This is a genomic window from Cytobacillus firmus NBRC 15306, assembly GCF_001591465.1.
In the GTDB taxonomy this organism is placed as follows: Bacteria; Bacillota; Bacilli; order Bacillales; family Cytobacillaceae; genus Cytobacillus; species Cytobacillus firmus.
The window spans coordinates 1-23,832 of record NZ_BCUY01000062.1 but is presented as its reverse complement, the minus strand read 5'-3'; the positions used below and the strand labels follow the sequence as shown (position 1 = coordinate 23,832).

The following is a 23,832-nucleotide window of genomic DNA, read 5'->3' as shown; positions in this document are numbered from 1 at the left end:
TTCTTTTTTATGTGTAAAGCTAGACTAACTCCGAACTTGCCAGTATTACCAATTTTACTGCAACACAGTTCAAAGATTTCTATTTTATACAGTCTTGCAGCAGTGAATTTTCTTCACCTTGTCCGAATGGATGGAATATGCCTTTAAAACAAAAGTTTATAAGACTGCAATCCAAAATATATACCAAAGCCAATCAAGGATATTCCAGATAAAACGGAAATAATAGCGAGAATCTTTCCGGTTAAAAATCTTCTAAAGCTGCTGGCGACGGCTGCCATAGTTACATCCCATAGAAGAAGGCATGTAAAAATCGCTCCACTGTATAAAATAACATGGGCCTTGTCATACTCAGCTGCAGTTTTTGCCAGGATGGAACCATAGATGCCGAGCCAAAACAGTATGGTTAAAGGATTTGACAATGACATGAGGAAGCCTGACATAAAGGATTTTACTTTAGATTCATTTTTGGTTCTGACGCTTGATATTACTTTGCCGGAGCTTAATATGGTTTCCAAACCTGTATATACCAGGACAAAAAATCCAAAGCACCATAAAAAAGCTTTTATAAATGGAATCTCAAGAAAATGTACTACACCCAAATATACGGCTGCCATATAAATTGCATCTGCTGTTATAGCACCCAGCCCCACAAGCCAGGTGGAAAAAACCATTTTTTATCCCTTTATCCAATTGCGCAGCATTTATTGGACCAATTGGCGCTGCAAGCGATAGACCCAAGAAAACATAGCCTAAAAATATGCTCATAAGTGTACAACCACTAACTGCCAAAACCTGTTTGTACAAAGTGTATTCAGAGTATTGGAAGGATAGGACAACTATTTTATCCTGAGCAAGCAGCAGTTTTTGCAATCAGAATGTATTGGCCCAATTAAACAACTTTACTGACAAAGCAAGCATAAATTTCTCAATCATGCAAAAAATAAACTGAAAAGCAGAGGAGAGTGTTTCTTATGGATGCAAAACGAGTGAAGCAAATTCTTTCATCATCAGCAGATATCGAAGTAAAATACAATGGTGCATCCGTGTGGATCGACAAGCTGAATGAGGATGGAAGAACAGCTACGGTACATTTGCGGGGCCCGCTTGAAGAAAGGTCCGAGGTGGAAATTGGCGAACTGACTGAATTGTAATATGACCTTAAGCCGCCAACACTGGCGGCTTTTCGTCTATATATCCTGATTGGATTCAGTTTCTGTCCGTTCATTTAAATACTTATTCTCGGCAGAAGCAAAGTTTACTGACTGCAGGCTAATCTCTTTTTCAATTCCATACAGATCTTTCCCCGTGTCTTCTAAATTTTCATGCCTTCTTTCCACATCAGAGGCCTCCTTTTTAAATTGTTTCTGTTAGTATAAACAGAAATTTTCAATAACATGAAAGGGAATTTATACTTAAAAAGCCGGAATTTATACCATTTTGATTTCAGAACTTTACATAGGGTACCGGGGTATAATATAATTGATTCAAAGGAGGCTGATCAAATGGCATTTGATTTGGAAAACGAGGATTTATCTCCTGACAGCTGCTGTTCGATTGAATCGGAGCGAAAAAGTCATCATTCAGAAAAAGTTAAGAAGAATTTGACGACCCGGTTAAATCGAATTGAAGGGCAAATACGCGGGATAAAAGGACTTATTGACAGAGACGTGTATTGTGACGATATAATAACACAAATTTCTGCAACTCAGTCCGCTTTGAATAGCGTAGCAAAACTATTGCTTGAAGGCCATTTGAAAAGCTGTGTGGTTGAAAGAATCCACGAAGGCGATGAAGAAGTGCTTGATGAATTTTTAGTCACAATCCAAAAGTTAATGAAAAAATAATGGGAGGTTACTTTATTATGGAAAACGTAACTCTGAAAGTAAGCGGAATGTCATGCGGTCATTGTGTAAAAGCAGTTGAGGGCAGTGTCGGCAAATTAAATGGTGTGGATAAAGTAGCAGTGGACCTTGATAATGGCCAGGTGCAGGTTCAATTTGACTCATCTGCAGTTTCACTTGAACAAATCAAAGAAACAATTGACGATCAAGGCTATGATGTAGAGTAAGCTAATTGGGAAGGAACGTGTGAATAAAATGCACGTTCTCTTTTTTTACAAATTAAGAAATTTGTTTAATTATATTTGATTGACATATAGGGTAGCGGGGTATAGTATATAAGTGTAAGATACTTCGTTTAATAAAGGAGTGGGAGTTATGGGTGATGCAGCCCTGAAGGAGGTTCACCTTCCGATATCGGGAATGACATGTGCAGCCTGTTCGTCTCGAATTGAGAAGGGGCTTAATAAGCTGGATGGTGTGCATGAAGCAAGTGTCAATCTTGCATTGGAAAAAGCAGCGATAAAATATAATCCAGGAGTAACTTCTGTTGAAGCTTTTGAGAAAAAAATAGAGGATCTCGGTTATGCAGTAGTATCGGAAAAAGCAGAGTTCGAATTGCTGGGGATGACATGCGCAGCCTGCTCCGGAAGGATTGAAAAGGGACTTAATAAACTTCCTGGGGTAAAACAGGCTGTGGTCAATTTGGCTCTTGAAACTGGCACTGTTGAATATAATCCTGAGCAAGTCTCAGTCCAGGATATGATAAAGAAAGTAGAACATTTAGGGTATCAGGCAAAAGTAAAAACTCATAAAGACCAAGAAATCGAAGGTTATAGGGAAAAGGAAATCGAGAAGCAAAAAGGCAAATTTATCTTCTCATTAATTCTTTCCATCCCTTTGTTCTGGTCCATGGTGGGACATTTCGAGTTTACATCATTTATTTATGTTCCCGATATGTTTATGAATCCGTGGGTGCAGCTGGCGCTTGCAGCTCCCGTGCAATTTTTCATAGGAAAACAATTTTATGTCGGGGCGTATAAGGCATTAAAAAATAAAAGTGCCAATATGGATGTGCTGGTTGCATTGGGTACTTCTGCAGCTTTTTTCTATAGCTTATACCAATCATTTTTATCAATTGGCAGCAATGGACATATGGTGGAGCTCTATTATGAAACAAGTGCCATCCTTATAACATTAATCATTTTAGGCAAGCTGTTTGAAGCGAGGGCTAAGGGGCGTTCTTCTGAAGCAATCAAAAAGCTTATGGGTCTTCAGGCAAAAACAGCAACTGTCTTGAGGGAAGGGGAAGAAATTGAAATTCCTCTTGAAGAAGTAATTGCTGGAGATATCATATATGTGAAACCGGGTGAAAAAATTCCGGTCGATGGTGAGATTATCGAGGGACAGTCAGCATTGGATGAATCCATGCTGACGGGGGAAAGCGTACCTGTTGATAAAACAGCAGGCGACACAGTTATCGGCTCCACCCTTAATAAAAATGGCTTCCTGAAAATTAAAGCCACTAAAGTTGGCAAAGATACAGCACTGTCACAGATTATTAAAGTAGTTGAAGAAGCGCAAGGTTCCAAGGCGCCCATACAGCGAATGGCAGACAAAATCTCCGGGATATTCGTTCCGATTGTCGTGAGTATAGCAGTGGTTACATTCCTTGTATGGTATATATGGGTAAGTCCCGGTAATTTTGCAGAAGCACTAGAAAAATTGATTGCCGTCCTGGTGATTGCATGTCCATGTGCCCTGGGCCTGGCTACGCCAACTTCTATTATGGCAGGTTCTGGCCGGGCAGCGGAGTATGGGGTTCTTTTTAAAGGCGGGGAGCACCTGGAGTTTACACATGAAATCACTACAGTCGTTCTTGATAAAACCGGAACCGTAACACATGGCAAACCGGTTTTAACGGATGTGCTTACGGAAGCCCGCGTTGAAGAAAGGGCATTTCTCCAGCTTGTAGGGTCTGCTGAGAAACAGTCTGAGCATCCATTGGCCGAAGCGATTGTAAAGGGAATAAAAGATAAAGGAATCACTCTATTTAATCCGCAGGAATTTGAGGCTATTCCCGGTTATGGGATTAAAGCAAAAGTGGAAGGCAAGAACCTTCTAATCGGTTCAAGAAGATTAATGGATAAATACGATATCAATGTCAAATCAGCCAAACTGGAAATGGAGACACTTGAGGAAAATGGAAAAACGGCAATGCTTGTTGCGGTCGATGGCAAATATGCAGGTATCGTTGCAGTTGCGGATACAATAAAGGAAACTTCCAGAAATGCAATCAATCGCTTAAAACAACTGGGGATTGAAGTCATTATGATAACCGGTGATAACAAACGTACAGCACAGGCAATAGCTGAGGAAGTGGGGATAGACTTTGCAATTGCAGAGGTTCTGCCTGAAGGCAAGGCAGAAGAAGTAAAAAAACTTCAAAACCAGGGAAAAAAAGTCGCCATGGTCGGCGATGGCATAAATGATGCCCCTGCACTTGCTGTTGCTGATATAGGAATGGCGATTGGAACCGGTACAGACGTTGCGATGGAAGCAGCAGATATTACTCTAATGAGAGGGGATCTAAATAGTATCGCAGACGCCATCCTAATGAGTAAAAAAACCATAAGGAATATCAAACAAAATCTTTTCTGGGCATTTGCATACAATACACTTGGCATCCCAGTAGCTGCAATAGGGTTCCTTGCTCCCTGGCTTGCCGGTGCAGCCATGGCTTTCAGCTCCGTATCTGTCGTTTTAAACGCACTTAGATTACAAAGAGTAAAAGTAAGTGAAAAAACGTTTAATTGGAAGGGGTAAATATAAATGAAGAAATGGGCAGGTGCAGCGATTGCTTACCTGGTGCTTGTAATGGCTTGTTATGCGGCATATGATTCTTTCTGGGCTAAGCCAGAGCCGATCCCTCATGATATTGAAATCGAAAATCATGAATAGCAAATGACCGGTCAGAGGGAATCCCCCTCTGCCCATTTTTCGCAGATTAATAATTGTAATTTATTTTTCGATATGATAGAATCGACTACAATATATAGTATGCATTTTCAAAAATAAAAACTACATATAGATCGTGATTGGTGTCCTATATGGACTTAATAGGGAATTCGGTGAAAAACCGAAGCTGTCCCCGCAACTGTAAGTGCAGACGAAAAAAGCATGCCACTGTACAAAACGCTTCATAGCGCTAGTATGGGAAGGGCTTTTAGTAGAGTGAAGCACAAGCCAGGAGACCTGCCAGGGCGATCGAATGTTTCTTATCTTCGGGGATTGAGATGATGAAACGATCGCGTAATGGCCGTTTGTTCATCTGCTTTCTGCTATTATTCTATCGTTTGATCCGCTCATTTTCCGGGCGGATTTTTATTTTGTCTTTAGGAGGAAGTAAAATGGTCCAAACCATACAGCCGATAGAAATTTTAGAAGAACTTAAGACTGAATTTCCGCAGCTCGGCTTTGAACAACTGTTAAAAAGGTATGAAGAAATGAGTCAGCAGAGAGCAGAGGCCATTTATGACCAGCTTATACTTGATTGCTTATCATTTATAAGCATTGAAGAGCCTGATTGGACGTTTGCCGCTTCACGTCTGCTTCTTAAAAAGCTCTATATCGAGTCCGGCAAAAACAGAGCATGCGAGCCGGATGATTGCTACACACATTTTTATGCGCTAATTGAACGTCTGACCGCTTTGGGTATTTATGATCACGATTTATTAAATATTTACTCAAAAAATGAGATAAATGAGCTGTCCCATTATATAAAAAAAGAAAATGACCGTTTATTTACATATTTGGGGCTTAAAATGCTGGCTGACCGATATCTTGCCAGGGACAAACAAAAAAATTTATATGAGCTGCCACAGGAGCGGTTCATGATCATCAGCATGGTGCTGATGAAAAAGGAGCCGAAAAGCAAGCGGCTTGAGCTTGTGAAAGAAGCTTACTGGGCAATGAGCGGTTTGTATATGACGGTTGCCACTCCAACGCTCGCTAATGCAGGGAAAAACTGGGGACAGCTTTCAAGCTGTTTCATCGAGACCGTAGACGACAGTCTTGATTCCATTTATGACAGTAATACCGATATCGCATCACTGTCTAAAAATGGCGGCGGAATCGGAGTATATTTGGGAAAAATCCGCAGCAGAGGCAGCGATATTAAAGGGTTTAAGGGGGCATCTTCCGGTGTGATTCCCTGGATGAAGCAGCTGAATAACACAGCTGTCAGTGTCGATCAGCTTGGCCAAAGGCAGGGTGCCATAAGCGTGTATCTGGATGTCTGGCATAAAGATATCTTCTCATTTCTTGATGCAAAGCTAAATAATGGAGATGAAAGGCAGAGAACACATGATTTATTCACAGGTGTCTGCCTTCCGGATTTGTTTATGGAAAAAGTGGAAAGCCGCGGGTATTGGTATTTATTTGATCCCCATGAAGTCCGGACGGTAATGGGCTTCTCACTGGAAGATTTTTATGACGAAGGGGAAGGCGAAGGTTCATTCCGCCAAAAATATAAAGAGTGCATAGATAACCCAATTTTATCAAGGGAAAAAGTTCCTGCTATTGAAATTATGAAATCCATCATGAGAAGTCAGCTTGAAACCGGGACACCATTCATGTTCTATCGGGATGAGGTGAATCGGAAAAATGCCAATTCACATTGCGGGATGATTTATTGCACCAACCTGTGCACTGAGATTGTGCAAAACCAAAGTGTTACAAAGAGGGTCGAAGAATATACAAGGGACGGGAGAATTATTATCGAGAAACAGCCTGGAGACTTCGTTGTCTGCAATCTTTCTTCCATCAATCTTGCAAGGGCCATAAATGAAGGAGTCCTTGAAAGGCTTGTGCCCATTCATGTGAGGATGCTTGATAATGTTATTGATATTAATCGTATTCCAGTTCCTCAGGGGCAAATCACAAATCAAAAGTACCGTGCGATTGGACTGGGGACTTTTGGCTGGCACCACCTTCTTGCATTGAAAAAAATCACATGGGAAAGCGAAGAAGCAGAAGAATTCGCTGACATTCTATACGAACAAATTGCATTCTTAGCGATAAAAAGTTCTATGAATCTGGCAAAAGAAAAAGGAAGCTATTCAGCCTTTAGAGGTTCTGATTGGGAAACGGGTGCTTACTTTGAAAAGCGGGGATATCTGGAGGCAGAGTCAGACATGGACTGGGCTGCATTGAGCAAAGAGGTAAGTGAAAACGGTGTTCGAAATGCCTATTTGCTGGCGGTTGCACCTAATGCATCAACTGCTTTAATTGCAGGAAGCACTCCAAGTATTGATCCTATATTCAACAAGCAGTACTCCGAAGAGAAAAAGGATTATCGGATCCCTGTGACAGCTCCCGATATTAACAGTGAGACCATTTGGTATTACAAATCTGCCTATCATATTAACCAGGAGTGGAGCATCAGGCAGAATGCAAACAGACAAAAACATATAGATCAAGCTATTTCATTTAATTTCTATATACCGAACTATATTAAAGCAATCGATCTTTTAAATCTGCATCTTTCAGCATGGAAGAAAAAATTAAAAACAACGTATTATATCCGATCAACTTCATCTGAGATTGAAGACTGTGAATCTTGCTCAAGCTAAAGGAGGACGTTATGAATACTCTAGAAAAACGGCCAATTATTAATCAATCGGCGCCTAACAAATCAACATCAATCATCAATGGGGAATGCTCCAATATTCTTAATTGGGATGATGTCCGCTTCTCCTGGGCCTATCCGAAGTATAAAAAAATGCTCGCTAACTTTTGGACGCCTTTTGAAATAAACATGTCACAGGACATTAAGCAATTTCCGGATTTAACAAAAAGTGAACAAGATGCATTTTTGAAAATTATTGGCCTGCTTGCATTGCTCGACAGTATCCAGACGGATTATGCCGGAAAAGTTGCTGATTATATTACCGACTCAAGCATATCGGCACTCATGATCATACTTGCACAGCAGGAGGTGATTCATAATCACTCCTATTCCTATGTTCTATCAAGCCTTGTTCCCAAACAAAAACAGGATGAGGTTTTTGAATTCTGGCGTACAGAACCTATATTAGCTGAAAGAAATGAATTTGTTGTGAACGGATATAAAGATTTTGCTGAGAATCCAAGTGCAGAGAACCTGCTGAAATCAATTGTATTTGATGTCGTTCTGGAGGGGCTTTTCTTTTATTCAGGCTTTGCATTCTTTTATCACCTGGCCAGAAATCAGAAAATGGTAGCCACCTCAACGATGATTAATTACATCAACCGGGATGAACAAATCCATGTAGATTTGTTTGTTAAAATTTTTAAAGAAATTCTGCAGGAAAATCCGGAACTTAATACTAATGAATTAAGTAAATTTGTCCAGGAGACTTTTAAAAGAGCAGCTGAACTGGAGATTGAATGGGCCCGCGATGTGATCGGCAGCAAATCAGAAGGCATCCTGCTGTCTGATGTTGAAGCCTATATCAAATTTTATGCCAACGTCCGCTGCAATCAGCTGGGATATGAACGGCCATTTGAAGGCTATAGGACCAATCCTCTCCGCTGGATAGTAGCTTATGAGCAGGTTGACCATGGGAAGTCCGATTTCTTTGAACAAAAATCGCGGCAATATACAAAAGTTCAAATAGATAATGGGTTTGACGAATTATAGAAAAGATATTTATTAAAAAAGATTCTGCTGTGGCGCAGAATCTTTTTTTTATCAGGATAATACTGGCTCCCCGGCTGCAAAATCAATTTCAAAACCCAAATCCTTCAGCATTTTATGATCTGCTGTGCTTTCCTGACCGGCGGTAGTTAAGTAATCTCCTACGAAAATAGAATTGGCCGGATATAATCCAAGCGGCTGCAGGCTCCTGAGATTCACTTCTCTGCCCCCGGATATTCTGATTTCCTTTGATGGATTAATAAAACGCATGAGACAAAGCACTTTCAGGCAATAGCGCGGATTAAGCTCATCCGTTCCTTCTAATGGCGTCCCATCAATGGCATGAAGAAAATTAACTGGAATTGAGTCGGCATCAAGCGCTTTTAAGCTTCGGGCCATCGCTATGACATCTTCTTTGGTTTCCTTCATGCCGATGATAACACCGGAGCATGGTGAGATTCCTGCCTCCTTTATTAATTGGACCGTATTGACTCTGTCCCGGTATGTATGGGAGGTAGTAATGCTCTCATGATGATTTTCTGAGGTGTTAATATTGTGATTATAGCGATCCACTCCAGCTTCCTTGAGCTGCTCAGCCTGTTCAGGTTTTAGGAGCCCGAGACAGGCACAGACCTTCATATTATAGTTATCCTTTATTTCTTTAACCGCTGAAACTACTTGATTTAGCTCCCTATTGCTCGGGCCTCTTCCGCTTGCAACGATGCAATAGGTTCCGACATTTAGCTGATGCGCCTGTTTAGCTCCCTGTATGATAGAGTCCTTATCCATCATACGGTATTTTTCAATAGGTGCAGTTGAGATGCTGGATTGTGAACAATAGCCGCAGTTCTCAGGACATAATCCGGATTTTGTATTTATGATCATGTTTAATTTAACTTTATTCCCGTAATGATGATGGCGGATTTTATAGGCGCTGTGCAATAAATCCAGAAGCTCATCATCCGGGCAATTTAATATGGACATTGCCTCCGAGTCTGTCAATTCATGTCCTTCCAGTACGTCAAAAGCCAGCTTTTGAAAATTCATAAGTATCCTCCTTAGTAAAATGGATTATGCTGCCCGGTTTATTTTTCTGAATTGACTGCGGGCAAATACTCTATGCTCCAGCCGATATGCCATTAACCCGGCAAAAACATAGACAGCCATTGTAATAGCCCCCAATCGGCTCCCTAAAATAGCCCCTGCCAAAATGGCAAAAAAGGTCTGTAAAGTAATGGGCACTCCTCCGATAACCAAAAATGGCACAAATGAAGTGATGTTTGCCCCAACCGCCATCAGGGCAACAAACATACCAGCCAATGTTAAATCAATTGTCCTCAAACCTGTCTTCATAAAAGCCTCCTGCTAGATTTATATTTATACAATTTAGAATAATAGCAGAAGATGCCTTATGTCAACTAAATATAAAAATGGTTTACATAAGTTGTATTGAATAAAGTTTCTATCCGGGGATTAAGTGTAAAGTGATACTGCTCATCAAATAGATGATGTCCACACAATTTAAGGAGGTATAAACATGGCAAATAACAAAAACAACATTCAAAGTGACGAACAAAAACAATATTTTAAGGACCGGGCAGGCACAGTTGAAGCGAGATTCCATGTAGTACCGCACGATGATGAAGGGTGGGCAGTCAAAAAGGAAGGTCAAGACGAGCCTGAGTACACTGCAGATTCACAGTCAGATGCAGTTGAGAAAGCAAAGCGCATGGCTGAAGAAGCAGGCACAATGGCCATTCTGCATAATGAGGATGGAAAAATTGAAGATCTGTTAAATTATGAAGATAAATAATCCTAGAGGAAGGGCATTACCATAGGGTAGTGCTCTTTTTTTGTTATGGAGCAAATGTGATTTTTTTCCTAAAACAAAAAAATTCCGCTTCCCATAAGAAAGCGGTTCAAAAAAGAGACCTTGGACCAAGTGAATTCTTAAATTAAAACAATATATAGTAGCGTTAGTTGTCAGAAGAAACTATATATTGTTATTTTAGATATATTCTATAAACAATCAAAAACGATCAATATATGATTGGTTTTGGTTTACTTTGAACGAAAATGATTGATTTTTGCAATCGGTTTCAGTATGATGTAGTCAAGAAGAACAACACACCCAAGGAGGTGATGTTTTGTTAACACCAGAGCGCCACAAATTGATACTGCAGCTTATAAAAGAGAAAGGTGTAGTAAAAATTCAGGATCTCGTTGACATGACAGAAACATCGGAATCAACAATCAGAAGGGACTTGACCCAGCTTGAGGAAGGGAAGTACTTAAAAAGAGTACATGGAGGGGCTGCCAGGCTTCAGGGAAAGCTGCAGGAACCCAGCATGTCTGAGAAGTCATCCAAAAACCTTCAGCAAAAGCGCCAAATTGCCCAATACGCAGCAAACCTTGTTGAAGAGGGGGATTCCATCTATTTGGATGCAGGCTCGACAGTAACTGAAATGATTCCCTTTTTGCCTGCAAAAGAAATTGTGGTTGTGACGAATGGATTAATGCATATTCAAGCATTGCTGGAACGTAACATAAAAACATTTTTAATCGGCGGATTTGCCAAGGAACAGACAAAAGCGATCATCGGCAGGGGGGCATTGGCCAGCCTGGAAAAATATCGATTTGATAAATGCTTTATGGGGGTTAACGGCATCCATCCTCAATTCGGCTATACCACACCGGATCAGGATGAGGCTATGATTAAGCAAATGGCCATTTCGCTTTCAAGGGAGGCATTCGTGCTTGCCGATGATACGAAGTTTTCAGAAATAGCGTTTGCGAAGATTGCTGAGCTGCACACAGCAGCAATTATTACAAATGAGCTGAATGAGGATCAGAAGGAGTCTTATAGCAGCAAAACTACTATAAAGGTCGTGACAGCATGATACACACATTGACGCTAAATCCGTCAGTGGACTACATCGTAGAATTGGATGAAATGATAGTCGGCGGTCTTAACCGCATGAAGCATGATACAAAGTTCCCTGGAGGAAAAGGGATCAATGTTTCGAGAGTGCTGAAAAGAATGGATGTTGAAAGCAAAGCCCTTGGCTTTGCAGGCGGTTTTACAGGCGATTATATTGTTGATTCCTTGAACAAGGAGAATATTCAAACTGACTTTGTGGAAGTTGCTGGTGACACAAGAATCAATGTAAAGATCAAGACAGAGACGGAAACAGAAGTTAATGCAAAGGGGCCGGGCATTTCAGGAAGGAATTTCGAGGATCTTAAAAATAAGATCCGCAGCCTATCAGAAGAAGATTTGCTTGTCCTCGCAGGCAGTATTCCATCAACCTTGCCGGAAACAACTTATGAAGAGCTGGTAAAGATCTGTTCAGAAAATGGAGCGGCTTTTGTGGTGGACGCAGAGGGAGAATTATTGAAAAAGGTCCTTCCTTACAAACCGTTTTTAATAAAGCCCAATCACCATGAATTGGGTGAAATATTCGGCAGAGAATTCACTTCCGCTGAAGAAGTCATTCCTTTTGGACAGAAACTTGTTGAAATGGGCGCCCAAAATGTAATTGTTTCATTAGCAGGCAAGGGAGCAGTCTTGATATCTGCTGATGCTGCATATATTTCAAGCGTTCCAAAAGGAAAAGTAAAAAGTTCAGTTGGTGCGGGAGATTCCATGGTAGCCGGTTTTCTTGCAGCTTATGAAAAATACAAAAATATAGAAAAGGCTTTTCAATACAGTGTTGCTTCCGGAAGTGCTACAGCTTTTTCGCTAGGTCTTTGCACCAAGGAAAAAGCGGAGGAATTGCTTTCTCAGGTTTCGATTGAAAAGGTCAGCCTAAAAGGGGAGATTTAGGATGAGAATAACAGAATTACTGACAAGAGATACGATTCTGCTTTCATTGAGCGGAACAGGCAAAATGGATGCCATAAATGGGTTGGTAGACAAGCTTGATACAGCTGGTAAGCTTCATGACCGGGCTGCCTTCAAGACTGCAATTTTAAAAAGAGAAGAACAAAGCACAACAGGCATAGGTGATGGAATTGCCATTCCTCACGCTAAAACGGGTGCGGTCAAAGAACCTGCTATTGCGTTCGGCAAATCAGAAGAAGGCGTAAATTATGAATCGCTTGACGGTCAGCCGGCACACTTATTCTTTATGATTGCAGCCCCGGAAGGAGCAAATAATACACATCTGGAAGCTCTATCCAGACTTTCATCGATATTAATGAACGAGGAAGCACGCAAAAAACTTCAGACTGCAGCTTCTGCGGACGAAGTTATTGAAATTATTGACAGCTATGACGGGACAGAAGAAGAGGAAGTCCAAAATGGGTGTTTTTGCACATCCCCCGAAAAAGGGGAATAAGGAGCGCTTCCCCAAAATTTCTAACAAGGTACTCCTTATATATTGTTTATCCCTATTTCAGATATAAATTTTGAATGGGCCAATTCTTGAATGATTGCATCCATGTCAACAGACTCTTGTTGTATATTAAACTCGTATCTTCCATAGAAATTAATATGTTGCCATGCGACTGGAGATATTTGTTTCATAACGTCTGAATCCAGTCCCTTTGTTTCTTGGTAAGCCAACATATTAGATAAAATACTGGCATTGTAAAAAATAATGCAATTGGAGAGTAAGCGACTGCATTCGCCCCATATATGTTGATCATTTTCATTTTTAAAACGCAATTTTCCAAAATTAGCAAAGGATACTGCTTTACGTAATTTATGATAACTTTCCCCTCGATTTAATGCCTTTTGCACATTCCGTCGTAAAGGTGGAGAATCAATATAATCCAAAAAATATAGACTCCTTATAATGTTATCGTACTCCCATAAAGCACGTTTGGTTTTATTCTTCCGTGCATAAGCACTCAGCTTACCAATTATAATGCTCTGTGTGGTTGTTTTAACTGCAAGGGATAGCATAATTCGCTGAATATTTTCCCATTCTTCTATAATGAGATTCGTATTAATCTTTCGGACTGGCTTGATTAATTTATCGCCATATTGACTTGGATGTTTGAATCCATAAAGAGATTTGCTAACTTTATTGTGAATATCCTTATAGCGAGGCGCAAACTGATAACCAAAAAGTTGAAGAATTGCAAAATTCACTTCATTGGTTCCATGAGTATCCGTGGAATGCATATCGGGCTGAATATCCGTCGAGTTATGGTAAAGAATATCAAACACATAATGGCTTTCATGCTCATTGGCCCCAATAATTCGAGCGTTGACAGGGATATGGTTGGCTACCATTGTATAGGAAACAATCCCTTTACCAAGACCAAAGTATTTAGGTGAATGGCGAGAATTAATGGTATTGATTCGAGTCTCAACTTTCTGCCCGTCACTACTTGAATGGATCGTCTCCCCAATGTCATATTGTTTAAAGATTGGGAGTTTAGCTATTGCATTACTGATACAATCATTCGCTTCTTTTAAAGTCTCCAGACGAATAAAGTTATCAGATGTGGCAGCCAGTACCGGATAGCTAATATCAGAAATTTCCCCCATCCTACCTAACCCCATGTTGGTTCCCCATGCGATCAGACAGGCGACAAGAATTCGATTGTCTTTATTCTGTTTAGCGTAACGTCCTAGAATGTGCTCAAAAGAGTTAAGGAATTGACAGTTTTGCTGAACAAAGTGCAAGACACTTCTAATATCTATTTGCTGTAATGTATCATAGAATGAGTGATTAAGAGATTCTGTATCCCGAGTGTATGGTAATGTCCATCGGGTATGTGAACCTCGTTTTTTGATTTGGAGATGTTCATTTTCCCCGGATGAAATGCTTCGGTTAACCTCGGTTATTCGGTCTTCTAATCGCTTCTCAAGCTCAACTAAATGACTATGAATAGGTTGATTGAAAATCGTCAGACCAGTATCAGCGATCAACGTTTCTTTCTGTTTCCATTGATGATCATTGATCAGGTCATCCTCAAAACTACGAAATCGGATACTGTCACAGCAAAAAATATCCCCTGCCTCCAAACGGTTGCGTAGGAGGCGATAGACCAAAAATTCATAGCGATCTGCTAAAATTGTTTTTTGTTCGGAGATATAACGCTTCACACCATCGGATATGAAACCATTTGGCAAATCATCTGAGTGATATTGTCCTAACGCTTTATTCTTATTAAAAGCAGTCTTCATAAAATCGATTGCTTTAATTAATGGATCATTAGTTGAAGGAGCAACGAAATCAACCTTCAAAAATATGGGTCTTAAATAACGCTTAAATCGCCGTGCCTGCTGATCAATCTGTTCCCATTGGAAGGCAGTTTCATCATATTTTATATTTGCAGTGATCTGTTTCGCTACGGATTCCAGTTTCTGACGTTCCAGAATCGTAAATGCACGACTTTGAATATCTTTAAAGGGAGTATCGGCAGGAATATGATCATCAGTAAATATTTTGAGTAGTTCCCCTGCTTTTTTTATGTCTTGATTGCTCTCTGTATAGCACTGGTAAACACGTTCTTTTGCTGTTGATTTTGCATCATCGATATAACCCCTCACGCTATATATGAAGGTGTTAATCAGATTGTCGTTCATCCGTTGATAACGATGAAATACGAAACATAATAAGTAAATATAAACAATCCATTCATTCAGACGTTTCAGTCTAAAGACAGAGTAATAGCTTATTAAAGAAGCGTAATACTTGATGCTTTCGTTCGAAATATTTAGCTTTGGTAACAATTCTTGGGCCAAATGATACAACTGTTGTATTTGTTTACCTCGTTCCATCTCTCGCTTTATCTCAGTAGCACTGAAATCTTTCGGCTCATGCTTCAGTAACGTAATCTCATACAATCCAGACGAGTCTTCCAGTAACTGATCTAAGGCTTTGATATCCATTTCTTTAAGATGGTCTTGAATTAGTGTAATCAATCGATTTTGTTCATTGGTTATTACTTGACCTATGATATCTTGCATAAAACTATAAACGGGAACGACAATACGATGCTCAGACAAATAATTCATGATTTCGCGAAAGATATAAATGGGTCTACCGAAAAATGTTGCAGCCTTACGGGCCTTTTCCTCCATGGTATGCCGTTCTGCGATGCCACAACTACGGTAGCTAAATAATTTAAGAATCAATTGTTGTTGTTTTAAACGAGTAGATTTATCAATCGGACTCCAATCATCAAGTTCACTATTGTTGAAGTATTCCTTTAAAACATACTGTAGATCCTCTCCTACCTCATGGAAGTCAAATGTAAAAAATAGCTGTTTGGCTTTGAAATAACCCAGTTGTAGAACGAAATAAGCTTTAGATTTGATGGAACGCAATGTATGTAGCAAATCTTTCTCAGGCTGTGAGAGAGAAAAGTAAGAACAACGATCTTCATATGTGAAATTTGGTTTTTCATAAATAGTCTTTATTTCTTCCTCACTAAGAATCCTTAAACGATTTTGGTTACTTTTGTTCTTTTCAATATCCATATTTGTCCTTTCCGAATAGCTCATTCACTTCCTAATTTTGATTAACCTTTTTCCTCCCTTTTCAGCTTTCTATACAAAGTCATACGGGAAATACCAGCCTTTTCAGCAGCGTCTGTCCGGCTCATCCCTTGATCCATAAGATATAGGGCATAATTGATCTTTTCTTCATCAGCTTTTGGCCTTCCCGGAAACTTTCCCCGTTTTTTTGCAGCTAAAATGCCTTCCCTTGTTCTTTCAGAAGTGAGATCTCGCTCAAATTGTGCAATTCCAGCAAAAATAGTAAACAACATTTTTCCATGTGGGGTAGTACCAGCGAAGCTGTCACTACCCGCAATAAGGAATAAAGTTAAATATGCAAAGTATTTTCTATTTCTGATTGCCTTTCTTTGATTGGAATTCTCTCCATCATATCCAATTTAAAGGTACCATAAGGATTTACATGGCTATAGATAAGTGGACTTAACGCTCTCAAGTCTTCAGGTGTCATCATATCCTGCCACTGCTTTTCCGATAATACAGATTGAATCATGAGTGTATTAATATACACGAGGCAATTTTGTAATAAATGCAGAGAAAGAACGGCAACCTCTTGGTCTTCCAATCTATTTGTAGAAATTTCTCCACCTTTTCCATAAAAAATAAAGCCATTGGCGGAATTCCAATTCTCTACAACATTAAGGCCTTCATTAATTTCTCTCCGAATATCTTCAGAATCCAAATAATCACACAAGAAAATGGTTTTAATAACTTTTCCCAGCTCAGACAGGGCTTGATAAGTCGGGTGTTTTAAGTTACTTCTTGTAAATCGTTTTAAGATAGCCTCTGTTTCGGCTGTTCCAAGACGCAGGGCTGTAGCATATTTAATCATTTGATCATATTGCTGACGAATCAATTCCCAGTTGATAGGTCTTGTAAGAATCGGTTGTAAATTAGGGAAAGCATCACTCATGCCACTATCTGGCCTATAAAGTTTTTGTGAATTGATAGCTTTTAATCTTGGCATAAGCTGAAAACCCAAGAGATGGCAAAAGGCAAAAGCTACTTCGCTTTGACCGTGACTGTCTACATAATTTTTTTCAACCTCCATGCTTGTACAATGCTTTAAAACTCCCTCAATCATAGACGCTACCTCAGAAGAAGAGCATGATTTTAATTGAGAATAGATACAGGTTGAATGTTTAGCCACATGCCAGTAAATCATTACACCTCTGCCCCTATACCGAATATGCCATTCAGTCATTAGATTTTGGTCCCACGCACCAAATTTCTTGGAATCGGAAGCACAGGAAGTTGTTCCTTCTCCCCATATATCGGTCATTTTATTTCGCAAAATGGCATTAACAATCTCAGCAATAGCGATACGTAGATTGTCTTTATCAATGTATTTTCGCCGTATATATAATAAATCTTTATACTTTTCGCCATGTTCCCCATTTGAAACTCGCTTTAGCCCTGCATTTGTCCCCAAACCGTATAAACATAAGATAAGCCTCTTCTGTAGCAAATCTTTACTAATGACCTCTCTTGATGCAGATGTTTTAAAAAGGTCCGTAAAGTTTACACGCAAATCAGCTTCCTTGAGGATATCTAGTAAACTCGTCATTGGCCATCGTTTCATAATTTCAGCTTTTAGGCGTGATAGGTTAACTGGCTCCGGCACCGGATCAAAAGGAGAAATAGATATTCGGCCATTTCCCTTTCCTTTTGCTAAAATGCGAACCTTATTATTTTTAGGGATTCCTTGATCTAATTTATTTAACGCCTTTGTCATTTCTTCCTTTAAATTTGTGATAAAATCATCGGGATTAATAGGTTTTTTCAATGCTTTATAGTTCTCTTCACGGTGCAGTTCAAAGTCCTGTGGCAGATCTTCATCTGGATTACGATATCGTTCCGAACCAGGTACCCATATTTCTTTGCATCGCAGCTTATCACGTAAGACTTGCAAGGTGCTAATCTCATAATTAATACGATTGATTCTCTCTTCGCCTGAAGTCTCCTGTTCCACGACTAGGTATCTCCAGCTGGGACGGATCACACCATCTAATGGAACCTGGTCAGACTCTGGGAAAAAGTGAGCATTTGAATTTATATATTTTTTTATAAGTTCTAACGCTTCGATTACTGGATGATGAGCCTCATTATTTGAACAAAACTCTAACATATCCAAAATACGGGGAACCATCCTGCGGTAATGGGAACTGTACGATGAACGAATAATCGTATATACCTTCTGTTTGTAGGCAGGCCCTGTATGTTTAAATTCCTTTACTAAATCTTTAAGTGTTTCCTCGCTGATAACAGGATAAAGGACATCCCGAATAATTCCATCTGGATTATCTAACGCTTGTTCAGCCATTTGGAACAATAGATTGTTTTTCCCATTTACCTTCCTTAAATTATGTATTAATTCTTTATCCACTTTACGTTCGGCCCTAACATTAATACGATGAATAATTTGTATAAGCAGTTCAATCAGACCGTCTGTAATTTCTGCTCTTCGAAGCCAAAAGAAGGAAGATAAAAGTGTGTAGCGAATCTGGGGTGGATGCCGGCGCAATTCACGGATATCCTCTGTTGCTGTACGCTTTCTGTATTTCTTTAAAATTTTTGGTGAAATATCGTTAAACAAATCATAGGGTAATTGCAGCTCTTTTATGGTTTGAAGTTTCTGAAGTTCTTTGAAGATTGTTTCTAATCCAATGCGTCCAGGATCGGACTTTAATTCATGAAATGTTAATAATTCTTTTGCTTCTGAGGCGTCTTCAAATTTTTCTAAAAGATTAATTAATTTATCCAACCCTTCACATGTCTGGCTAGAAAGTCTTTGATAAATAGAGGCGAAAAATTGATCTACATAGGAGTAGGTAGCAGAGCGAATAAGACGCTCTACACGATCTGGGGTGGGAGGCACAATTTTTAATTCTCTGTATTGTTGGTATAACTTATCCTCAACATAGTTAAATTCATGGCTATGAAATAACACGTGCTTACATAACCAGTCTGTCAATAAGTCTACATCCTGCAGAGTAGTTTCGCGAAATCCAAAATAGGTACGGATTTCCGAACGATGATAAGTAATGGTACGTCCGGTCCAATCATATTCAGAAAAAACATCGGGATTCATCTCTAGCTGCTTAGCGATGTACTCTATAACTGTCTTTGGTATCTCACTCTTGGTATGAGGGAACCTAGCTTCGTATTGAAAAAACTTAAACATGACAGCAAACCCAAGTTTCGTATTTCCCCTTTTTAGTTGAATCTGCTCTTGTTCATCAGGCATAAGGATAAAGTGATCAATTAGCTCATCTAATTCCCAATTCCTTTTCAATGTTTTTCACCCCTTTGTAGCTTACGATATAGGGTCATACGGGAAATACCGGCCTTTTCGGCAGCATCTGTCCGGCTCATCCCTTGGTCTATAAGATATAGGGCATAGTTGATCTTTTCTTCATCAGCTTTTGGTCTTCCAGGATATTTTCCCCGTTTTTTTGCAGCTAAAATGCCTTCCTTTGTCCGTTCAGAAGTGAGATCTCGCTCAAATTGGGCAATGCCTGCAAAAATAGTAAACAACATTTTCCCATGTGCCGTTGTTGTATCCAGCCAAGACTCCTTTAAACTTTTTAAATGCGCTCCTTTTTGGGCGATGAGTTCCGTAATCTCAATCAGATCTTTCGTGGAACGGGATAAGCGAGTTAAATCCGATACAACAACGGTGTCTTCTGGACGAAGAAACTCCAGCATACGGTTTAGTTCCGGACGTTCCCGTTTCGTTCCCGTTACTTTCTCAAAAAAGATGCGTTCACATCCAAATTTTTCAAGCTGTCTTTTTTGACGATCCAAATTTTGATCAATAGTCGAAACACGCATGTAACCAAATTTCATTCATATCCTCACCTTTCAGCATAATTGTACCAAAACTATGAAATAATTAATATTGTTACAAATTATTTTGTTACATATTTTTGTTGCGTTGTTTATGCTAGATTGGCAGACAAAATATATTTTTCACACCATGTAACAGAAATGGTCGTTTTTGTTACAGCGATTACATAACAAATACTACTTTATAAAAAAGTAGTAAAGTTAAAGTTAAAAGCTTCAGTTACTCTATTCCGCAATCGGGCCAGATTCTGGAGCAAGGTTAATTGAACTAACGGTGCAGGTTAACGTAAGGAGCACTCGGATAAAATAGGATTTAATAAATTAAAAGGAGTAGGGTATAATGGCTTCTGGACGTGATGAAATGATTAAAGCACTGAAATCAATTCTTATTCCATTATTAAGGGAAAAGGGATTTAAAGGTTCTTTTCCGCATTTTCGACGTAGATTAGAAACCCGAATTGACCTTATCTCTTTTTTCTTTGACAAGTATGGTGGTGGGTTCATTGTTGAAATAGGTGCTTCACCAACCAATGGTTTTACAATCAAGGGTGGAACTCACTTTCCTCCAGATAAGGTAAACACAACTCACCATGTTCCATGTATTCGACTTGAACCAACGGAGGAACACGACTCATTTAGATATGACGAGGAACCTATTCCACCCGACATTTACGAAAAATTAGCATATGAGGTTGTTTCTCTTTTACCTAAAGCCGAGGAGTGGTGGAATTCAGATAAAATAGCGCGGATTATTAAGAAAAAAGCAAAAAAACAAGGTGAAATCAATTTTGATTAAAGATATTTCCCTTATTGTGTAACGGGAGCGTTAGTTTAACAAGCTAAGGTAGCAATCGGGCGCACTCCTTCAACAAGGGATGCTTTTCTTATTGAACAAACGGAGGTTAGATCAATAAGCTGATAATACTAATAAGCCAGCGAAAACAATGATACACGTAGTAATATAATAAAAATATAATTATTCGAACCTTTTAAGAGAGGCGATTAAAATGAAGGTAGAAATAAGCTACTTCCCTCCCGAAAAAATAATAACTGTATCGGGGCCAGAAGCCACCTATCCTTTTGGGATTAACGGTGAGTTCCAATATATCGTAGAGTTTTCTTGTTATATTGATGGTAATTATACAGATGCCCATGAAGAATTCTTTTGCAATTGGATGGAGAACCAAGATTATTACCCTATTTATTCCCTTGCGGAAATCTATGATTTTCAACAAGCAGAGTACGAAGAACTGTTTAAGCTGCAAAATATAGAGTTTAATTATATGAAGGGGAGTCGTAAAGACACGTTCTTTGTAAAAACAATTATACGAAGCCCGCAACAATTTAAAGAATATTATCCTTATTTGTACGGGAATGGAAGCATGTTGAACTTATCATTGTGGTCCTTAAAACAGGATGTATTCAGACTAGAGGAAAGGGAATATGAATCGCCTTATCATGTAAAAAAGACTAAAAAAAACCGAACCAGTCTCGTTAAATTAAAGTGGATAGCCAATACGCCGATAGCAACTTTAACTGAAAGTTCGACGATGTTTTGGGTAGGGTATGATGGCGATTATATTACTGCGTTCTCAAATGATGAACACTTTTCAACAATAGACTCTCTTCAAAAAATAATACCTGAAAAGGTCGAGCTAGTGACTGATGATTATGAGTGGGAGTAATGTTCTCCCGTTCTATACCCTTTTGAACTAAACCAGCTAATAGAAGCCCTTCTGTTCTTCAACAATCGGGCGCGATTGTTGAAGAACACTTAGATTTATAAAGACTTTATTGCTAAAGTATCCTTATTTAACAACTTTATTTTACCCCCATCCAAAACAAGACGGGGGTATGTGTGTTGAAAGTATTTAACTTAAACAACTTATTATAACCTTGACATTTCCTTATTGCGGGTGGTGACAGCTTCGCTGGTACTACCCCGACCCGTCAAAAAGAGTATTCGATTATTTTGAGTTTTCTCAACTATCATGGATGGCAGGACCGAATGAATGGAATTGAGTACCCGGAGGAAAAAGTCGTCAGCATGGAGCGGAAATCGATCGACAACATCGACATCGCCAAAATCAAACGGGAAATCGAGAAGATGAACCGGAAATTGAACGGAGATTGGAAAAAAGGCGGGAAAATGCGAGTCGCTGTCATTTACTCGTTGATCTATAGCGGGCTGCGTGTTTCGGAGCTCGTGAATCTGAACCGGGACGATCTGGATGTGCGGGAGAGGACAGGAACCATCCAGGTCCGGGGAAAAGGAAATAAAGAACGTACGGTTCCGGCCCCGAAAGAACTGAGACGAAAATTGATGGAATACCTGAGCGAACGGACGGATGATAATCCCGCCCTGTTTGTCTCGAACCGGGGACAGCGCATCAGTGTCCGGAACGTCCAGGACATCCTGAGCCGGTTGAATGATCGCTGCGGATTTAAAAAAGGAACGGTCCATCCCCACGTCCTCCGTCATTCGTTTCTCTATCAAACGGCGAAGAAAGTGCCGCTCACGACACTCACCCAGCTGGCCGGCCATGATGATCCGAAGACGACGATGATCTACACCACACCGAACCTGCAGGAAGTCGGGGCGAAACTTGATAACTTGTATCTAGGAGATGAATAAGGGATAAAGTGAAAGCAAATTTCAAATAAACAGCCTATCATTAGCAAAGGAAAAGGAGGACGGCCAAAAAGCAATCCTCCTTTTTCCTTTAGTCTATAATCATCTTGCTGCTCTAAAAGTTTGTTTCCCATTAACTGATACTTTGTCTAAAGGTTGGCTGACTTTAATAGAAGCCAAATCTGTTCTTCCAGAGTTTCTATAAATATTAGTAACTTGTTTATAGATTGTTCTTTTATAATAGGCGCTATAATCAGAAACATAATAAGTTGATGTCCAATCTGGTTTTGATGTATCAGCCACAGCAGTTGCTGCTGCGCCTGCGAAAGCACCCACAATACCTGATGTTGTAGCGTCTTTACTTAAAATAACACCTGCTGTAGTAACTGTTGCTGCAACTGCGGCAGAAATTGAATACTTAATTGAATCATACGCATTGATTTCAAAATAATTTTTGTATATACCACCCCAACGTCCACCTGAACCTTGGTCAGGTACAACAAAAGGAGTAATTATATTTTCATTTTGACTATCTAACTTTGATTCTACTAAATCTTTTGCTTGTATAACACTTTCTTCTAAATATTCCGGGTTATCATTATATTCTTCGGCACCACCAACAAATTCCACTTCAACACCATCGATATTAAAGAACACACTATTATCTTTTATAACAGCTGTTTCATCTTGAATACTAACTTCAGTAGTATCATTGTTGATTTCTACAATACTCTTAATGGTCTCGCTTTTTGAACTACCCGCAGCGTATGCTGATCCAGAACTCATAAATAATGTTGCTGCTAAACCTAAACTTAAAGCTTTTTTCATAGATTTCTCCCCTTTTATCATTTTTTTTAATACATGTAATATTATAACAATTAACAAGAGGGGGAATCTATCAAAATTTAACATTTTTTCCAGTTATTTTGGAAATATATGAATAACAAAGTCTAAAATAATATATAGAATAAGAACAGTTCCTAATAAAATTAATGATAATTTATTTTTCTTAAAGAAATTTACAATACTTACAAAAATCAAAGACAGAATTAAAAATATTCTAAAAAAATTAAAAGAAAAAGATTCAATAAGATCAAATTGATAAATAAGTGCTATCAAAATAAACATAATCGTAAAACCATAAGCTAGTAAATTAATAAATTTAACAAAGAAATTATTAGGTAACTGAGCATTTTCATTTTTCATCATATAATATCACACTCCTTGTATATAAATGGATTTTATCATAAAATGTTCCATGTAGAATATAGGCACTTTTGAGGAAATCATAAGTATTCCTAACTTATAAATAGTTTTTGGCTGCCTTAAAGGCAGCTAATGTACCTTTAGGATAAAT

General features: G+C 39.2%; 21 protein-coding genes, 3 pseudogenes and 1 riboswitch. Of the genes and pseudogenes, 14 read left to right on the top strand and 10 right to left on the bottom strand.

Annotated features, from left to right (window positions below; translation table 11 throughout):
- Window positions 1–143: 143 nt before the first annotated feature.
- Window positions 144–765 (bottom strand): annotated as a pseudogene (locus BFI01S_RS15820) (LysE family transporter).
- A 206-nt stretch (window positions 766–971) separates the two neighbouring features.
- On the opposite strand from BFI01S_RS15820, the gene BFI01S_RS15815 reads away from it, so the two are divergent.
- The gene (locus BFI01S_RS15815) at window positions 972–1,151 is read left to right on the top strand and encodes an H-type small acid-soluble spore protein (RefSeq protein WP_009336786.1); all 180 of its coding nucleotides are present in this window, start codon (window positions 972–974) and stop codon (window positions 1,149–1,151) included.
- Window positions 1,152–1,187: 36 nt separating this feature from the next.
- Here BFI01S_RS15815 and BFI01S_RS23480 read toward each other — a convergent pair whose 3' ends face one another.
- Window positions 1,188–1,337 carry a hypothetical protein gene (locus BFI01S_RS23480; protein ID WP_169799777.1) on the bottom strand — a complete coding sequence of 50 codons (150 nt, stop codon included), beginning with the start codon at window positions 1,335–1,337 and terminating at the stop codon, window positions 1,188–1,190.
- Between the two features lie 165 nt (window positions 1,338–1,502).
- Between BFI01S_RS23480 and BFI01S_RS15810 the strand changes: the two genes are divergently transcribed.
- From BFI01S_RS15810 to BFI01S_RS15790, 6 genes are all read left to right on the top strand, one after another.
- Window positions 1,503–1,844 carry a metal-sensitive transcriptional regulator gene (locus tag BFI01S_RS15810; protein ID WP_061793467.1) on the top strand — a complete coding sequence of 114 codons (342 nt, stop codon included), beginning with the start codon at window positions 1,503–1,505 and terminating at the stop codon, window positions 1,842–1,844.
- 17 nt (window positions 1,845–1,861) lie between these two features.
- Window positions 1,862–2,068 (top strand): copper chaperone CopZ, encoded by a 207-nt coding sequence (gene copZ, locus BFI01S_RS15805; protein ID WP_035329639.1) that lies wholly within the window; start codon window positions 1,862–1,864, stop codon window positions 2,066–2,068.
- 148 nt (window positions 2,069–2,216) lie between these two features.
- Window positions 2,217–4,664, top strand: coding sequence for a heavy metal translocating P-type ATPase (locus BFI01S_RS15800; protein ID WP_061793466.1), 2,448 nt, complete (start codon window positions 2,217–2,219; stop codon window positions 4,662–4,664).
- 6 nt (window positions 4,665–4,670) lie between these two features.
- Entirely contained in the window at window positions 4,671–4,799 is a 129-nt protein-coding gene (locus tag BFI01S_RS24400; protein WP_268875340.1) for a hypothetical protein, read from the top strand.
- Between the two features lie 121 nt (window positions 4,800–4,920).
- Window positions 4,921–5,114, top strand: a riboswitch (cobalamin riboswitch).
- 134 nt (window positions 5,115–5,248) lie between these two features.
- Window positions 5,249–7,471 carry a ribonucleoside-diphosphate reductase subunit alpha gene (locus BFI01S_RS15795; RefSeq protein ID WP_061793465.1) on the top strand — a complete coding sequence of 741 codons (2,223 nt, stop codon included), beginning with the start codon at window positions 5,249–5,251 and terminating at the stop codon, window positions 7,469–7,471.
- An 11-nt stretch (window positions 7,472–7,482) separates the two neighbouring features.
- A complete protein-coding gene (locus tag BFI01S_RS15790) occupies window positions 7,483–8,520 on the top strand; it encodes a ribonucleotide-diphosphate reductase subunit beta (protein ID WP_061793464.1) in 1,038 nt (345 codons plus the stop codon).
- A gap of 51 nt (window positions 8,521–8,571) precedes the next feature.
- On the opposite strand, the gene bioB is transcribed toward BFI01S_RS15790, so the two are convergent.
- Both bioB and BFI01S_RS15780 read right to left on the bottom strand, forming a co-directional pair.
- Window positions 8,572–9,564, bottom strand: a complete 993-nt coding sequence (bioB, locus tag BFI01S_RS15785; RefSeq protein WP_061793463.1) for a biotin synthase BioB — start codon at window positions 9,562–9,564, stop codon at window positions 8,572–8,574.
- Between the two features lie 93 nt (window positions 9,565–9,657).
- Window positions 9,658–9,870: pseudogene (locus BFI01S_RS15780) on the bottom strand (biotin transporter BioY); the annotation flags it as partial.
- Window positions 9,871–10,054: 184 nt separating this feature from the next.
- Between BFI01S_RS15780 and BFI01S_RS15775 the strand changes: the two are divergent.
- The 4 genes and pseudogenes from BFI01S_RS15775 to BFI01S_RS15760 form a co-directional block, all read left to right on the top strand.
- Complete coding sequence (locus tag BFI01S_RS15775) at window positions 10,055–10,330, top strand: DUF2188 domain-containing protein (RefSeq protein ID WP_061793462.1); 276 nt, start codon at window positions 10,055–10,057, stop codon at window positions 10,328–10,330.
- A 334-nt stretch (window positions 10,331–10,664) separates the two neighbouring features.
- Window positions 10,665–11,417 (top strand): DeoR/GlpR family DNA-binding transcription regulator, encoded by a 753-nt coding sequence (locus tag BFI01S_RS15770; RefSeq protein WP_061793461.1) that lies wholly within the window; start codon window positions 10,665–10,667, stop codon window positions 11,415–11,417.
- A complete protein-coding gene (pfkB, locus tag BFI01S_RS15765; RefSeq protein ID WP_061793460.1) occupies window positions 11,414–12,343 on the top strand; it encodes a 1-phosphofructokinase in 930 nt (309 codons plus the stop codon). Before BFI01S_RS15770 ends, pfkB begins: the two co-directional genes overlap by 4 nt.
- A 1-nt stretch (window position 12,344) precedes the next feature.
- Window positions 12,345–12,821, top strand: a pseudogene (locus BFI01S_RS15760) (PTS sugar transporter subunit IIA); the annotation flags it as partial.
- A 71-nt stretch (window positions 12,822–12,892) separates the two neighbouring features.
- Here BFI01S_RS15760 and BFI01S_RS15755 read toward each other — a convergent pair.
- From BFI01S_RS15755 to BFI01S_RS15740, 4 genes are read right to left on the bottom strand one after another with little or no spacing between them, the layout of a single operon-like run.
- Window positions 12,893–15,958 (bottom strand): Tn3 family transposase, encoded by a 3,066-nt coding sequence (locus BFI01S_RS15755; RefSeq protein WP_061793468.1) that lies wholly within the window; start codon window positions 15,956–15,958, stop codon window positions 12,893–12,895.
- Between the two features lie 41 nt (window positions 15,959–15,999).
- On the bottom strand, window positions 16,000–16,293 hold the full coding sequence (locus BFI01S_RS15750) for a helix-turn-helix domain-containing protein (RefSeq protein ID WP_323805929.1): 294 nt from the start codon (window positions 16,291–16,293) through the stop codon (window positions 16,000–16,002).
- A gap of 11 nt (window positions 16,294–16,304) precedes the next feature.
- Window positions 16,305–19,289, bottom strand: a complete 2,985-nt coding sequence (locus BFI01S_RS15745; protein ID WP_061793458.1) for a Tn3 family transposase — start codon at window positions 19,287–19,289, stop codon at window positions 16,305–16,307.
- Window positions 19,286–19,843 (bottom strand): recombinase family protein, encoded by a 558-nt coding sequence (locus BFI01S_RS15740; protein WP_061793457.1) that lies wholly within the window; start codon window positions 19,841–19,843, stop codon window positions 19,286–19,288. Before BFI01S_RS15740 ends, BFI01S_RS15745 begins: the two co-directional genes overlap by 4 nt.
- A gap of 340 nt (window positions 19,844–20,183) precedes the next feature.
- Here BFI01S_RS15740 and BFI01S_RS15735 point away from each other — a divergent pair, with 340 nt between their 5' ends.
- The 3 genes from BFI01S_RS15735 (at window position 20,184) to BFI01S_RS15725 (ending at window position 22,478) form a co-directional block, all read left to right on the top strand.
- Window positions 20,184–20,639, top strand: coding sequence for a DUF4304 domain-containing protein (locus tag BFI01S_RS15735; protein WP_061793456.1), 456 nt, complete (start codon window positions 20,184–20,186; stop codon window positions 20,637–20,639).
- A 211-nt stretch (window positions 20,640–20,850) separates the two neighbouring features.
- Window positions 20,851–21,528 (top strand): hypothetical protein, encoded by a 678-nt coding sequence (locus BFI01S_RS15730; RefSeq protein ID WP_061793455.1) that lies wholly within the window; start codon window positions 20,851–20,853, stop codon window positions 21,526–21,528.
- A gap of 323 nt (window positions 21,529–21,851) precedes the next feature.
- Window positions 21,852–22,478 (top strand): tyrosine-type recombinase/integrase, encoded by a 627-nt coding sequence (locus BFI01S_RS15725; RefSeq protein ID WP_061793454.1) that lies wholly within the window; start codon window positions 21,852–21,854, stop codon window positions 22,476–22,478.
- Between the two features lie 99 nt (window positions 22,479–22,577).
- Here BFI01S_RS15725 and BFI01S_RS15720 read toward each other — a convergent pair whose 3' ends face one another.
- The gene (locus BFI01S_RS15720; RefSeq protein WP_061793453.1) at window positions 22,578–23,303 is read right to left on the bottom strand and encodes a hypothetical protein; all 726 of its coding nucleotides are present in this window, start codon (window positions 23,301–23,303) and stop codon (window positions 22,578–22,580) included.
- A 93-nt stretch (window positions 23,304–23,396) separates the two neighbouring features.
- The gene (locus BFI01S_RS15715) at window positions 23,397–23,684 is read right to left on the bottom strand and encodes a hypothetical protein (protein ID WP_061793452.1); all 288 of its coding nucleotides are present in this window, start codon (window positions 23,682–23,684) and stop codon (window positions 23,397–23,399) included.
- Between the last annotated feature and the right edge of the window lie 148 nt (window positions 23,685–23,832).